Below are 15,167 nucleotides of genomic sequence, written 5' to 3'. Positions count from 1 at the left end.
TTTTTGAAAAAACCTTTGATTATCCTGACCGGTCCGACCGCTGTCGGCAAGACGAAGCTGTCGATTTCGCTTGCCAAAGCGGTGAATGGGGCCATTATCTCCGCGGATTCCATGCAGGTCTACCGCCATATGGATATCGGATCTGCCAAAATCCGCCCGGAGGAGATGTGCGGCGTTCCGCATTATCTGATCGATGTGCTCGATCCTTCCGAAGAGTTTCACGTCGTGAAGTTTGTGGAACTGGCGCATGAAGCGATGGAAAAAATATACGCCGCCGGACAGATTCCGATCGTGACGGGCGGCACCGGCTTTTATATCCAGGCGCTTTTAAAAGAAGTTGATTTTACGGAATCGCACGGTGAACTGCCGATCCGGAAACAGCTGGAAGAAAAAGCAGCAACGGAGGAAGGCGCGGCAGAACTGTACCGGGAACTTTCCGAGGTTGATCCTGCTTCCGCGGAGACGATTCACCCGAATAATGTAAAACGTGTAATCCGGGCGCTGGAATATTATCACGAGACAGGACAGAAGATTTCGGAGCACAACGAGGAGCAGAAGCAGAAGGAATCTCCGTACTGTTCTGCTTATTTTGTGCTGAACGACGAACGTTCGATTCTGTATGACCGCATTGACAAGCGCGTCGATCAGATGATCCGCGACGGACTGGTTGATGAAGTTTTCCGTTTGAAAAAAATGGGATACACAAGAGATCTTGTCTCCATGCAGGGACTGGGCTACAAAGAACTGTTCCCGTATCTTGCGGGCGAATGCACGCTGGAGGAGGCCGTCTATATCATCAAGCGGGACACCCGTCATTTTGCCAAACGGCAGCTGACCTGGTTCCGACGGGAAAAGGATGTGATCTGGCTGAACAAGCCGGATTTTGACTACGACGAAGAAAAAATATTATCATATATGCTGGATCGCTGGAACGAAATCGTTTCGGCCGATGCAAAGGAAGAAGGAGAACAATCATGTTGACAGAAAAAGCTGCTATGTACAGCACACTTGGCATTTCCAAAGAGGTTTTCGCATTTGGAACGAAAATTGAGGAAGAATTAAAAGAGCGTTTTGCAAAAATTGATGAAATCGCAGAATACAACCAGTTAAAGGTCATCCACGCCATGCAGGCAAGCAAGGTCAGCGAGGCATGCTTATATGGAACCACAGGATACGGATACAATGACCTGGGACGTGATACGCTGGAGCAGGTCTATGCAACGTGCTTCGGCACTGAGGATGCACTGGTACGCCCGCAGATCGCCTGCGGAACCCATGCGCTTGCAACGGCGCTTTCCGGAAATCTCCGCCCGGGCGACGAACTGCTTTCTCCTGTTGGAAAACCGTACGACACCCTTGAGGAAGTGATCGGCATCCGCCCGTCCGTCGGATCTCTTGCGGAATATGGCGTAACTTACCGCCAGGTAGATTTAAAAGAGGACGGCTCTTTCGATTACGAAGGAATCAAAAATGCCATCAACAAAAAGACAAAGATGGTGACGATTCAGAGGTCGAAAGGATATCAGACCAGACCGACGCTTTCTGTTACCCGCATCGGTGAACTGATTGCATTTATTAAAAATATCAAACCAGATGTCATCTGTATGGTCGATAACTGCTACGGCGAGTTCGTGGAGACGATCGAACCGACCAATGTCGGTGCAGATCTGATGGTCGGATCCCTGATCAAAAACCCGGGCGGCGGACTGGCTCCGGCCGGCGGTTACATTGTTGGAAAGAAAAAGTACGTGGAAAATGCAGCATACCGTCTGCTCTCCCCGGGACTTGGAAAAGAGGTTGGCGCAACACTCGGTGTGAACGGTTCCTTCTACCAGGGATTCTTCCTGGCACCGACCGTTACCGCAGCGGCATTAAAAGGTGCTGTCTTTGCTGCAAATGTTTATGAGAAACTGGGATTTGCCGTTGTTCCAAACGGAACCGAGAGCCGTCACGACATCATTCAGGCGGTAACCTTTGGAAAACCGGAAGGCGTCATCGCATTCTGCCAGGGTATCCAGGCAGCTGCCCCGGTCGACAGCTTCGTTTCCCCGGAACCTTGGGATATGCCAGGTTACGACAGCCCAGTTATCATGGCAGCTGGCGCTTTCGTGCAGGGCTCTTCCATTGAACTTTCTGCCGATGGCCCGATCAAACCGCCGTACGCTGTCTATTTTCAGGGTGGGCTTACGTGGCAGCACGCAAAATTCGGTATTCTGATGAGTCTTCAGAAACTCGTCGATGCCGGTATGGTGACATTATAATGGCAAAAAATGTGGTAATTATCGGCGGCGGCGCGAGCGGACTGATGGCGGCAATTTGGGCCTCACGTCTCGGTGCCGCGGTCACCGTTCTGGAAAAGAACGATAAACCGGGCAGAAAGCTTCTTGCGACCGGAAACGGACGGTGTAATTTTACCAATCGTTATCAGGATGCATCGTGCTACCGCACGGGAAATCAGGAGCGTGCATCACGGGTTCTCGAACAGTTTACCGAACAGGACACCGAACAGTTTTTTGAACAGCTCGGCATCCGCATCCGGAGCCGTGAAGGCTGGCTTTATCCGGCCAGCGAGCAGGCACAGTCCGTTCTTGAGCTGCTGATTTTGGAAGCCAGATTCCGAAAGGTAAAAATCAAGACACGGGAAACGGCTGTTGCAGTGGAAAAAGCCGAAAATGGTTATCTGGTGCGCACCGAAGGATGGCAGTACCCGGCTGACAGCGTCATCATCTGCTGCGGAAGCTGTGCTTCCCAGATCGCCGGTTCCGACGGAGATACACTTCGATTTGCCGATCAGCTTCAGCTCGCTTCGATTCCGTTTTTCCCGGCCCTCTGCCCGCTCCGCTGCAAAGGAAACCAGTTTTCCTCCTGGGCGGGTGTTCGGGTGCGCGCGAAGATTACGCTTCTGGTTGAAAATCAGGAGATTCTGACGGAACAGGGAGAGCTGCAGCTTACCGACTACGGTGTCTCCGGCATCCCGGTATTCCAGATTTCCCGGTTCGCTGTGCGCGCCTGCATGCAGAAAAAACGCGCTGAACTTCTCGTAGACTTCTTTCCGGAACTGACGGAATCGGAGCTTACTGCAGAATTTGTCAGACGGCAGGAAATCTGCCCGTATAAAGCGCCAAAAGAGCTTCTGATCGGCCTTCTTCCGGAAAAACTCATTCCGGTTCTGATCGGAAAGAAAAAGATTCCGGAAGAAATGGCAGGCGCCATCAAATCATATCGTTTACAGATCACCGGCCAGACCGACTTTGGAAAAGCCCAGGTGTGTGCGGGCGGCATCACGCTCGACCAGCTTACGGATTCTCTGGAATCGGTACAGCACCCTGGTATTTTCTTTGCGGGAGAAGCCCTGGACGTCGACGGCGTCTGCGGCGGCTACAATCTCCAGTGGGCCTGGTCCAGCGGAAGTGCAGCCGGAAGAGCTGCAGCAGGAGAACATGCATGATTCGGATACAGCAATTAAAGCTTCCAGTCACCCACACACAGGAGGAACTGGAACAGAAAATAAGAAAAACACTGAAAATCGGAAAACACGATCTGCAGGAAATTGAGCTCTTACGCCGCTCAATTGATGCCAGAAAGAAATCCGAATTAAAATACGTTTATCAGCTTGATGTAAAAGTAAAAGATGAGAATGCCGTACTGCGGAAGGCGAAAAATAACCAGATAGTAAAAGCGGAGAAAAAGCCATATGTGTTCCCAAAATCTGGAGAACAGACTCTTGTTCACCGGCCGGTTATTATCGGAAGCGGTCCGGCAGGACTTTTTTGTGCCTATGTTCTCGCAAAGCATGGCTACCGTCCGCTCGTTCTGGAGCGCGGCGAATCTGCAGAACAGAGAAAGAAAAGTGTCGATGCGTTCTGGAAAACCGGCGTTCTGAACCCGGAATCGAACGTACAGTTCGGAGAGGGCGGCGCCGGTACGTTTTCGGATGGAAAATTAAACACTTCGGTGAAGGATCCATCCGGCAGAAACCGTGAGGTACTCCGGATCTTCACGGAATGCGGGGCACCGGAAGAAATTCTGTACGATCAGAAACCGCACCTTGGCACCGATCAGCTCATCGGAATTGTGACAACAATGCGGAAAAAGATCGAGGCATGGGGCGGAGAAGTCCGTTTCGGAGCAAAAGTGACGGACTTTGGGATTGAAAACGGCAGACTCACTTCTGTAACCGTCAATGAAACCGAGAAGATTGCCGCGGAGACTGCAGTCCTTGCGATCGGCCACTCTGCACGCGATACCTTCTTTAAACTCTGCGAAAATAAGATCTCCATGGAAGCAAAATCCTTCGCTGTCGGCGTCCGCATTGAGCATCCGCAGAAGATGATCACGGAGGATCAGTACGGACCGGAGGCACCGGATTTCCTTGGGGCAGCACCGTATAAGCTCACCAATCAGTGTGAAAACGGAAGAGGTGTGTACTCATTCTGCATGTGTCCCGGCGGCTATGTTGTCAACGCATCCTCGGAAGCGGAACGCACCTGCGTCAACGGTATGAGTTATTCTGACCGGGAAGGTAAAAATGCGAACAGCGCTATGATTGTCACCGTAACACCGGAAGACTACCGCCCGTACCATGTAGAGGGAACGCCGGACGTACTCGATGGTGTGGCATTCCAGAGAGCGCTTGAACACGCTGCGTGGGAAGCCGGAAAAGGCAAAGTTCCGGTGCAGCTTTTTGGTGATTTCTGTGAAAACAGAGTTTCTACAGCACTTGGAGAGGTAACCCCTTCCATCTGCGGAGAATGGACTTTCGCCAATCTGCGGGAAGTTCTTCCGACGTTTATCGGAGACTCCCTTGTGGAAGGCATTCGTGCATCTGAGCGGAAAATCCACGGCTTTTCCCGTCCGGACGCCGTTCTTTCCGGCGTGGAAGCGCGTACCTCGTCACCGGTCCGCATTGTAAGAAATGAAACGCTCGAAAGTCCGTCGCTTACCGGTCTTTACCCGTGCGGAGAGGGCGCAGGCTATGCGGGAGGCATCACTTCCGCAGCCATGGACGGATTAAAAACGGCAGAGGAAATTGCAAAAAAATATATGAATTTTTCATAATTCCTATACATCTGCGGAAAGTTGTGCTAGAATGATGGGTGATTCAAACCAATGTATTCCATGAAAATTCCCGGAAGAGTGGTGGGAGGAATACATGAGAAAAAATGGATTACGAAACCTGCCGACGATGGAACAGCCATATGAAAAATGCCTGGAAAACGGCCCGGAAAGCCTTTCCGACGCGGAGCTTCTGGCTGTCATTTTACGATGTGGGGCAAGGGGAAAAACATCCCTGGAGCTCGCAAGAGAAATTCTTTCCCTTCCCGGAAAAGAGGAGGGCCTGTTAGGACTCTATCACTGTACAAGACAGGAACTTCTGCAGATCCGCGGAGTCGGGGAAGTAAAAGCGATCCAGCTCCAGTGCATCGGTGAGCTTTCCAAACGAATGGCCGCGGCCGGAGCAAGAAAAGGTCTCTGCTTTCATGATCCGGCTTCCATTGCGGATTATTACATGGAACGTCTCCGCCACGAGGATCAGGAGGTTCTTCTCTGCATGATGCTGGACACAAAAAATCAGCTTCTCGGAGAAAAGGAAATCACAAGAGGAACGGTCAATGCGACGATGATTTCGCCGCGGGAGCTTTTTCTTGCGGCACTGCAGTTCCGTGCGGTTCATATTCTGCTGGTTCACAACCATCCAAGCGGAATCCCGGAACCAAGCGGTGACGATATTACCGTGACACGGCAGATCCGGCGGGCGGGCGAAATGCTCGGCATTACCCTGCTGGATCACATTATTATCGGGGATCACTGTTATACCAGTATGCTGGAACAGGGAATCTGATCCCGAAAATCCGAGGCAGAAATGCCCAAAGGAAGGGAACAAGTTAAAGGAGCACGATGCAGATTCGAAATGTATACGGCATAGACCTTGGCACCAGTACCGTCAAAATCTATGACCTGAAGAAAGACACAATCACAAAAGAAAAAAATATGATTGCCATACGCAACCGCGAACAGGTGATTGCCGTTGGAAATTACGCATATGAAATGCACGAGAGAACGCCTTCCAATATCGAGGTAATTACCCCCATGAGCAACGGACGCATTGCGAATGTATTGATGGTAGAAGCCGTTTTGCACACGCTTCTCCACCGCTGTACGCGCCACATGGGATACCGCCCGGAGCTGTATTTTTCAGTTCCCTGCGATATGACAGAGATTGAACGGCGTTCTTATTATACGATTGCACATAAGGGAGCCTTAAAAAACTGCCACATGTATCTTGTGGATAAACCAATCGCGGATGCGCTGGCACTTGGCATTCCGATCAACCGCACGAAGGGTTCCATGATTGTCAACATCGGAGCGCAGAGCACAGAGATTTCTGTTATCGCCAACGCGAGAGTTATTTTTTCCAGAATCATCCCGGTAGGCGGAAAACAGTTCAACGAATCGATATGCAATCTGAACCGCCGCAAAAACAATTTCCAGATTGGCTCCAAAACAGCCAAACGTGTCAAGATTGCGCTGGCGGATCTTGGAACAGACAAAAAAGAGGCGCGGAAGGTGCGCGGCGTAGATGGTGCATCCGGTCTTCCAATGGAAGGGATCATTACTTCTTCCCTCGTAAACGAAGCACTCCTTTCCGGTGTTAATGAGATCGGCGAGGAAATCAAGCATGCGCTGGAGCGTACACCGCCGCAGATCCACGATCATATCCAGAAAGAGGGTATTTATATCACCGGCGGAAGCACAAGGATTCCGAACATTGACCGCTATCTTTCGAGACAGCTCGGCTGTCCGGTGCAGCTTTCCCAGTATTATGACCTCTGTACCATCTGTGGGCTCAAGGAACTGATCACGCACGATGCGCTGCATCGCTGGGCTTACACGGTAAATAAAAAGAAGTAAATCTATCAAAAAGGACCCGCTATGAATAAGAAGAAAAAATTTCAGCTAAAAAGCAAACATTTACTTTTCATCATGACGTTCCTGTGTCTCTCCGGCATTTTAGGCAGTGCAGCAGACAAAATGCCGGTCACGCCGATCCGGGAAGCCGCAGGCTTTGTGATCATCCCGTTTCAGAACGGAATTAACCAGATCGGTGCGTATTTGACAGACTGTCTGACCGGTTTCCAGAACGTCAAAAAACTGTCTGCCGAGAAAGAGGAGCTTGAACAGAAGGTCACGGATCTGACTGAGGAAAACAATCAGCTTGTACAGGAGCAGCAGGAGCTGCAGCGTCTTCAGGAGCTGTATCAGCTGGACCAGTCCTACTCGGAATATGAAAAAGTAGCAGCACAGGTCATCTCAAAGGATCCGGGCAACTGGTATGATACCTTTGTCATCAACAAAGGATCAAATGACGGGATTCAGAAAGATATGAACGTTATTGCAGACGGCGGCCTTGTTGGACTTGTTGAGGAGGTAAGTTCCAATTCCGCTACTGTCCGCTCTATCATTGATGACTCCAGTTCCGTGAGCGCCATGACAGCATCTACCTCGGATACGTGTATTGTATCGGGTGATCTGCGCCTGATCAGCAACGGAAAGCTTGCCTTTTCCCAGCTGAATACAACCGACACGGTAGCTGAGGGCGAAAAGATTGTGACATCGAACATCAGTGATAAATACCTCCGCGGTATTCTGATCGGCTATGTCAGTGAAATCACCGAGGACTCCAATCACCTGACGAAAAAGGGATACATCATTCCTGTTGTGGATTTTCAACATATTCAGGAAGTTCTCGTGATCAAAGAATTAAAACAGCAGGGAGGAGAGTAAATGCGCAGAAAAATCACGCTTGCCTTTCTGATTCTGGCAGCTTTCCTGTTACAGACAACTGTATTTCAGTATTTTCAGATCGCGTCCGTAACGCCGAACCTTCTTCTGATTCTGACGTCCGCCTTTGGGCTGATGCGCGGAAAAAAAGAGGGACTGATGGTCGGATTTTTCAGCGGTCTGATGATTGATCTGTTCTACGGCAGCCTGTTTGGATTTTACGCACTGCTCTACATGTATATCGGTTATCTGAATGGCTTTTTCTGCAAAGTCTTCTATGACGATGATATTAAGGTACACATTGTACTGGTCGCTGCCAGCGATCTTGTCTACAGTCTGCTGATGTATGTGCTGCAGTTCCTGCTGCGCGTGCGCCTGCACTTTTTCGATTATCTGGCGCATATTATTCTGCCGGAAATGGTATACACGGTAGTGCTCTCCATTCTGCTTTACCGGCTTTTATTTATCATCAACCGTAAACTGACCGAAAATGAAATGGAAGGACAACAGTCGCCATGGCTAAGAAGATAAGAAAACTTTTCCGCAGACTCGGTGAAAACCGCACCCTATTGCTTGGTGTGGTTTTCCTTGCTATGTTTGCCGTCCTGATCGGAAGACTTTTTATCCTGCAGGTGGTGCATGGAGAAGAGTATGCGGATAATTTTGAACTGCAAATCACAAAAACCAGAACCCTTGATAGTACAAGAGGAAATATTTATGACCGGAACGGAAAACTGATCGCTGGAAATAAGGTTTCCTACTCCGTAACCATCGAGGATAACGGAACGTACAACACGACAAAAGAACGTATTCTCTCTCTGAACGCAGAACTCTATCGTCTCTGTAAGCTGATTCGTGCAAACGGAGACTCGATTGACACCAGCACCTTCCCGATTGAAGTGGATGAGAACGGTGCGTTTGTTTTTACAGGTGAAGAGGGAACGACCCGCGACCGTTTCCGTGCAGACATTTATGGACAGAAGAAAATCGACGATATGACGGCAGAACAGAAGAGTTCCAGTGCCGAAACGCTGATGACATTTCTTGCCGGACCGGACGGCTTTGGCCTGGATGCCTATTCTGACGATGAAAAATACGCATATTCTGCCAAAGATTTTGAAGAGTATGGTCTTCCATACCAGACAGACGAATCCGGAAATGCGGTCCTTTCTCTTTCCAATCAGGAGCGTCTGGAAATTCTGGTGATCCGCTATAAGATGAAACAGACGAATTATCAGAAGTATGTCCGCGTGACAGTTGCTTCCGGCGTCAGCAGCAATACAACTGCATCGATTGCAGAGAATGAAGATGTTCTGCAGGGTGTCAGCATTTCGGAAGATTCCGAGCGTGTATATTATGACGGAAAGTATTTTTCCTCTCTGATCGGTTATACGGGCCAGGCGTCCTCAGACGAGCTGACAGAACTGAATGAAGAGCTGAAGAGCCAGGGAAAAGAAGAAACGTATTCCACGGAATCCATCGTCGGAAAATCTGGTCTGGAACAGTATATGGAGACAATCCTTCAGGGAACCGACGGATCAGAAGAGATTATCGTTAATAACGTCGGAAAAGAGCTGGAAACGGTAGAAGGATCCCTGGTTGAGCCAAAACAGGGAAATAACGTCTATCTTTCGATTGATTATGACCTGCAGATTGCGGTATATAAAATTCTGGAACAGAGAATTGCCGGCATTCTGAAACAGTATCTGAGTGATGTAAAATCCGTTGATACCTCAACACTTGCCAATACGGATGCCGTTCCGATTCCAATTTACGATGTATACAATGCACTGATCGAAAACAGCACGATTGATATTTCCCATTTCTCGGCGGCGGATGCCACGGAGCGTGAGCAGCGGATCTATGCACTGTTCCAGCAGAAGCTCCAGCAGGTGCTTGCCGAGATTACGCAGGAACTGACCGTTGAAACAGCAACCGTTTACAACGACCTCAGCGATGAAATGCAGGAATATGAGACCTTCATCGTGGATAAGCTGCTTTCCAGTACGATGGGTATTCTTTCTTCAACAGCAATTGATGAGAAAGACGCCACCTATCAGGCATGGAATGACGGAACGATTTCTCTTCGTGATTATCTGACGTATGCGGCAAGCCAGAACTGGATTGATGTCTCAGCACTGACGCAGGATGATGCCTACCTGGATTCTCAGGAGGTTTATCAGAAGCTGACGGAGGTTATTCTGGACCGTCTGGCAAACAATACAACATTTGCAAAAAAGATGTATCACTATATGCTGCTGCAGGATATGCTCGATGGCTATGATATCTGCAATCTGATGTATGATCAGAACCTTCTGACGAAAGAGGATGACGATTATGCCGCTTATGTTGCAGGAAATATGACACCGTTCCAGCTTCTGTCCGATAAAATCGCCAAACTGGAAATCACCCCGGCACAGCTTGCACTCGATCCGTGTTCCGGTTCTGCTGTCATTACGGACCCGAATACCGGTGCTATTTTAGCCTGTGTTTCCTATCCTGGCTACGACAACAACCGCCTGGCAAACCAGATGGATACCGCATACTGGGCAAAATTGAATACCGATGAATCCAGCCCGCTGTACAACAAAGCAACCCAGCAGAAGACGGCTCCTGGTTCCACCTTTAAACCGCTGATGGCGGTTGCCGGATTAAGCGAAGGCATAATTACTCCGACCAGTACCATCAACTGCAACGGTCTGTTCGGGGAAGGACTTGTCAACGAATCTGACTATGTCCACTGCCATCAGTTGAGCGGCCACGGAGATCTGAACATTGTCGGTGCCATCCAGAACTCCTGCAACGTGTTCTTCTGTACGCTTGGATATCGTCTGGGACTCGATGAGAACGGCACCTTTAAACAGAAGCGCTCTCTGGAAATGATCCAGAAATATGCCGATATGTTTAAGCTGGATGAAAAGACTGGAATCGAAATTTCGGAAACCGATCCGAATGTAACCGATTCCCTCCCGATCCCTTCCTCGATTGGTCAGGGTACCAACAACTATACGACGACACAGCTTGCACGCTATGTCACAACGATTGCAAATTCCGGTACGGTTTATAATCTTTCCCTTCTGCAGAAAGCAACGGATTCGGATGGCAATGACATCGATATGGGTGCAGATTTCGGCCCGACGGTAAATTCAGAAATGGATGTTGATTCCAACATCTGGGATCTGGTACACGAAGGCATGCGAAAAGTAATCAGCGTATCCAATGCGGCCATTTTCCCGGAATCCTGGCCGGTAGAGCTTTCCGGAAAAACCGGTACCGCGCAGGAAGACCGTACACGTGCAAACCATGGACTGTTTATCGGCTTCTCTCACTATGAGAGCAGAGACGATATTGCTCTTGCCGTCCGCATTCCGTTTGGATATTCTTCTATGAACGCAGAGTTGGTAGCTAAGGATATCTTAGATTATTACTATGGCCTCTCAGACGATATTCTGTCCGGTCAGGCAAACTCCAACGGTGTTGCAAGCGTGAGAGCAGACTAAGGAATTTTTCCGGCAGAAACGAAGCCTGGGAAGAAAGCTGCAAAAGAGAAAGGATGCGTTTTTAAACAAAGGTTTGGACGCATCCTGCGGCATGAAAATGCAGAACAGTTTTCAACAAGGAGGTTCCAGATGAGTGAAGTCATTGTAATTACATCAGGAAAAGGCGGCGTCGGAAAGACGACAACCGCAGCAAATATCGGAATCGGGCTGGCACAGCTTGGAAAGAAAGTTGTGATGGTAGATACCGACATCGGTCTTCGAAACCTGGATGTCGTGCTCGGCCTTGAAAACCGGATTGTCTACAATCTTGTGGATGTTGTGGAGGGCAACTGCCGGATGAAGCAGGCGCTAATCCGCGACAAACGGTACGAGCAGCTCTACCTTCTCCCGTCTGCCCAGACGAGGGACAAGACAAGCGTAACGCCCGAGCAGATGAAAAAACTCTGCGATGAATTAAAACAGAGCTTTGATTTTGTTCTTCTTGACTGTCCGGCAGGCATTGAGCAGGGATTTGCAAATGCAGTTGCCGGTGCCAATAAGGCAATTGTTGTGACTACGCCGGAGGTTTCGGCCATCCGGGACGCGGACCGCATCATCGGCCTTCTGGAGGCGCAGGATCTGAGGGATATCTCTCTTGTCATCAATCGTATCCGGCCGGATATGGTAAAACGCGGTGAAATGATGTCGGTGGATGATGTACAGGAAATTCTTGCTGTTCCGCTGCTCGGCATTCTGCCCGATGATGAGCAGGTAGTAATCGCCACCAACCAGGGCGAAGCGATCGCTGGAAGCGGTTCCAAGGCAGGAGAAGCCTTTACGAATATCAGCCACAGGATCCTCGGGGAGAGTGTTCCCTACTTGGATCTTGACAGCAAAAAGGGATTTTTCCGCCGCGTATTCGGGCGATAGGAGGGAACTGGTATGGGTTTATTTTCAGGCAGAAAGCCGCACTCCGGCCTCGTTGCAAAAGAACGTCTGTCCAATCTTTTAATGGCAGAACGTCTGAACTGTTCTCCGGCATCGCTTCAGATGCTGAAAAATGATCTTTCTGCTGCTGCAGGAAAATACCTTACCGTTGAGGCGGATGAAATTTCCGTCACCATTACACAAACAACCCCTGTCATACTGACAGCGAAAATACCATTGAAAAGAAACGAGGAGTATCATGTTAAGACGATATAAGCTGAAAAATTATAATTTCCGGCTGGTCATTCTTCTGATTGCCATCAGCATTATTGGTGTGCTTCTGATCGGAAGTGCAGACAGTGCAGACCAGAAAAAACAGGCCATCGGAGTCGTATTGGGCGTAGTCATCATGATTATTGTCTCTTTGCTTGACTATAGCTGGCTTCTGAATTTTTACTGGGTTCTTTACATCGGAAATCTGATGATGCTTGGCGTTCTTTATCTCGGCGGTTCTACCGCAAAAAACACGTTTGGTGCGACCCGTTGGATTCAGATCGGAAGCTTTCAGTTTCAGCCGACCGAGCTGTCAAAAATCTTTCTGATCATGTTTTTTGCGATGTTTCTGATGAAGCATGAAGAAGATCTGAATACGGCGAAAACCATTTTTACCGCGATCGGGCTTCTGATTCCGCCGCTCGTTATGATTTACCGTCAGCCGGATTTGAAAAATACGATTACGGTCATGGTTCTGTTCTGCTTTATGATGTATGTGGCGGGCTTAAGCTACAAAGTTATCGCCGTTGTTCTGGTTTCCGGTTCAGCACTGGTACTTGCGCTTCTGCTTGTCATTACGCAGGTGAATTTCCAGCTTCCGGCGGCTCTTGACAAGACGATTGGTTATCAGCTTGGGCGAATTCAGGACTGGTTAAGCGATGATGCCGACAACGCCGACGGCCGTCTCCAGCAGCAGAATTCCATTACAGCCATCGGTTCCGGAAAGCTGACCGGAAAAGGACTCAACAACAATAAAGTTTCTTCCGCAAATAAGGGAAATTTCGTTTCCCAGAACCATAATGACTTTATTTTTGCAGTGGCAGGAGAGGAACTTGGTTTCTTTGGATGCTGCGGAATCATCCTGCTCCTGTTCCTGATTCTCGTCGAATGCATCCGGACTTCCCGGAAAGCAAAAGATCTGTCAGGAACGTTGATCTGCTGCGGTATGGCAGGACTAATTGCCTTTCAGAGCTTTCTGAATATCAGTGTTGCAACCGGAATCCTGCCGAACACCGGTACACCGCTTCCGTTCGTCAGCTATGGACTGACCTCCCTTGTAACACTTTACATCGGAATGGGGCTTGTCCTGAATGTCGGACTGCAGAACCGGGATTTTGTAACCAGAAACTATGAATTACTAAGGAGGAAAACCATCAATGAACATCGGATTGATCGCGCATGATGCAAAAAAAACGCTGCTTCAGAACTTGTGTATCGCCTACCGCTCGGTACTTGCCAAGCATACTCTTTACGCAACCGGAACTTCCGGCCGTCTGGTAGAAGAGGCAACCGGACTTAACGTCCGCAAATATCTGGCTGGACACGTTGGAGGCGTTCAGCAGATGGGTTCTCAGATTGAACAGAATGATCTGGATCTTGTGATTTTCCTGCGGGATCCGGAACAGCCGAAACAGCATGAGCCGGATGTCCATCGGATTATCCGTCTCTGCGACGTACACAGCATTCCGCTTGCCACCAATCTTGCAACGGCAGAAATGCTGATCAAATCATTAGACAGAGGAGAAATGGACTGGCGTGAAATCTACCGGAGAAACGACTAATACTACAGAAAAAGAACAGAAACTGCCTGTAACGGAGAAAAACGGGACTGCTCCGGAAAAAACCGAACATATTTTAAACCGCCTGATCATCGGCGCGGGTGTCTGTGTTGCTGTTATTGCGGTTCTGATCGGTGTGAAACTGTACCGTCAGGACCGCCAGATGGACATTACAGAGCCGTTTGCGCGAAGTATGGTGCTCGCCTCCGATCCGCTTTCGGCAGAAAAACGGTTTCAGGCTGAAACGCTCTCTGCCGATCTCTGTGTCGGTGAGACGAGCGTACCGCTGAATGATATCTCGTTTTCTTCACAGGTAAAGGCCGGACTGTTTGATCTGGATCACAAAAAAGTATTGTTCGCGCAGAATATGTATGATCAGATCTACCCAGCCAGCATCACGAAGATCATGACGGCTCTCCTTGCCATGGAATACAACCAGCCGGATACGCAGGTAACGATCACAGAAGAGGATCTTGCGCTGGAAGATGGATCCCAGATGAGTGGACTGGCCGTGGGCGATACGGTAACGATGGATCAGCTTTTCCATGCATTGTTGATTTATTCTGCCAACGATGCTGCTATGGCGATTGCCCGCCAGGTAGGCGGAAGTGTAGAGAATTTCGTTCAGATGATGAACGATAAGGCAGCTTCCCTTGCCATGACCGGTACGCATTTTGCAAACCCGCACGGTCTTCACAATGAGAATCATTACACTACTGCATATGATGTTTATCTGATGCTGTATGCTGCCTATCAGCATACGGAATTCCAGAATACGATGTCAATGTCTTCCTACACGCTGAACATGACGCATGCGGACGGTACGGCGGGAACGATCTATTTAAGCTCCACGGACAAATATCTGACCGGAGAGAAAAACGCACCGGAAAATGTGACGGTGCTCGGCGGAAAAACCGGAACGACCGATGAGGCCGGTTCCTGCCTGGCACTGGTATCCCAGAATGCATACGGAGAACCGTTTATCTCTGTCATTCTTCATGCATCAACAAAAGTGGAACTGTACGAGGACATGAACACTCTTCTTTCCAATATCAACTCCTGACGTAATCTTTTTGCAATCCCCCGGACGGCGTTTTTTCTGCCTATCCGGGAGATTGTCGTATCCGTTTAGAAAAACAGAGCTCCT

General features: G+C 49.2%; 14 protein-coding genes. All 14 read left to right on the top strand.

Annotated elements, in window-relative coordinates:
- Positions 1 to 3 precede the first annotated feature (3 nt).
- The 14 genes from miaA to DWY63_RS02780 all read left to right on the top strand — a co-directional run bounded on the left by miaA (position 4) and on the right by DWY63_RS02780 (position 15,083).
- Positions 4 to 981, top strand: coding sequence for a tRNA (adenosine(37)-N6)-dimethylallyltransferase MiaA (gene miaA / locus DWY63_RS02845; RefSeq protein WP_117801240.1), 978 nt, complete (start codon positions 4 to 6; stop codon positions 979 to 981).
- Positions 975 to 2,261, top strand: a complete 1,287-nt coding sequence (locus tag DWY63_RS02840) for a methionine gamma-lyase family protein (protein WP_055228136.1) — start codon at positions 975 to 977, stop codon at positions 2,259 to 2,261. The genes miaA and DWY63_RS02840 overlap by 7 nt, the downstream gene beginning before the upstream one ends.
- Positions 2,261 to 3,448 carry an NAD(P)/FAD-dependent oxidoreductase gene (locus DWY63_RS02835; protein ID WP_199607166.1) on the top strand — a complete coding sequence of 396 codons (1,188 nt, stop codon included), beginning with the start codon at positions 2,261 to 2,263 and terminating at the stop codon, positions 3,446 to 3,448. The genes DWY63_RS02840 and DWY63_RS02835 overlap by 1 nt, the downstream gene beginning before the upstream one ends.
- Positions 3,445 to 5,058, top strand: coding sequence for an NAD(P)/FAD-dependent oxidoreductase (locus tag DWY63_RS02830; RefSeq protein WP_055228138.1), 1,614 nt, complete (start codon positions 3,445 to 3,447; stop codon positions 5,056 to 5,058). Before DWY63_RS02835 ends, DWY63_RS02830 begins: the two co-directional genes overlap by 4 nt.
- 94 nt (positions 5,059 to 5,152) lie before the next feature.
- On the top strand, positions 5,153 to 5,842 hold the full coding sequence (radC, locus tag DWY63_RS02825; RefSeq protein WP_022462847.1) for a RadC family protein: 690 nt from the start codon (positions 5,153 to 5,155) through the stop codon (positions 5,840 to 5,842).
- A gap of 56 nt (positions 5,843 to 5,898) precedes the next feature.
- Entirely contained in the window at positions 5,899 to 6,912 is a 1,014-nt protein-coding gene (locus DWY63_RS02820; RefSeq protein ID WP_117801159.1) for a rod shape-determining protein, read from the top strand.
- A 21-nt stretch (positions 6,913 to 6,933) separates the two neighbouring features.
- Positions 6,934 to 7,785, top strand: a complete 852-nt coding sequence (mreC, locus tag DWY63_RS02815; protein WP_117801156.1) for a rod shape-determining protein MreC — start codon at positions 6,934 to 6,936, stop codon at positions 7,783 to 7,785.
- On the top strand, positions 7,786 to 8,313 hold the full coding sequence (gene mreD / locus DWY63_RS02810; protein ID WP_022462850.1) for a rod shape-determining protein MreD: 528 nt from the start codon (positions 7,786 to 7,788) through the stop codon (positions 8,311 to 8,313). It begins immediately after the preceding gene.
- Positions 8,298 to 11,282, top strand: a complete 2,985-nt coding sequence (locus DWY63_RS02805) for a penicillin-binding transpeptidase domain-containing protein (protein WP_117801154.1) — start codon at positions 8,298 to 8,300, stop codon at positions 11,280 to 11,282. Before mreD ends, DWY63_RS02805 begins: the two co-directional genes overlap by 16 nt.
- A 129-nt stretch (positions 11,283 to 11,411) precedes the next feature.
- Positions 11,412 to 12,191, top strand: coding sequence for a septum site-determining protein MinD (gene minD / locus DWY63_RS02800; protein ID WP_022462852.1), 780 nt, complete (start codon positions 11,412 to 11,414; stop codon positions 12,189 to 12,191).
- Between the two features lie 12 nt (positions 12,192 to 12,203).
- Positions 12,204 to 12,464 carry a cell division topological specificity factor MinE gene (locus tag DWY63_RS02795; RefSeq protein WP_022462853.1) on the top strand — a complete coding sequence of 87 codons (261 nt, stop codon included), beginning with the start codon at positions 12,204 to 12,206 and terminating at the stop codon, positions 12,462 to 12,464.
- Complete coding sequence (locus tag DWY63_RS02790; protein ID WP_022462854.1) at positions 12,448 to 13,644, top strand: FtsW/RodA/SpoVE family cell cycle protein; 1,197 nt, start codon at positions 12,448 to 12,450, stop codon at positions 13,642 to 13,644. Before DWY63_RS02795 ends, DWY63_RS02790 begins: the two co-directional genes overlap by 17 nt.
- A complete protein-coding gene (gene mgsA / locus DWY63_RS02785) occupies positions 13,619 to 14,023 on the top strand; it encodes a methylglyoxal synthase (protein WP_022462855.1) in 405 nt (134 codons plus the stop codon). Before DWY63_RS02790 ends, mgsA begins: the two co-directional genes overlap by 26 nt.
- Entirely contained in the window at positions 13,998 to 15,083 is a 1,086-nt protein-coding gene (locus DWY63_RS02780; protein WP_226906396.1) for a D-alanyl-D-alanine carboxypeptidase family protein, read from the top strand. The genes mgsA and DWY63_RS02780 overlap by 26 nt, the downstream gene beginning before the upstream one ends.
- Positions 15,084 to 15,167: the final 84 nt, after the last annotated feature.

Source organism: Blautia sp. AF26-2, from assembly GCF_003460955.1.
Classification (GTDB): Bacteria; Bacillota; Clostridia; order Lachnospirales; family Lachnospiraceae; genus Fusicatenibacter; species Fusicatenibacter saccharivorans.
Note: the sequence above shows the minus strand (reverse complement) of the source record. Positions and strands in the feature narration are given on the sequence as shown.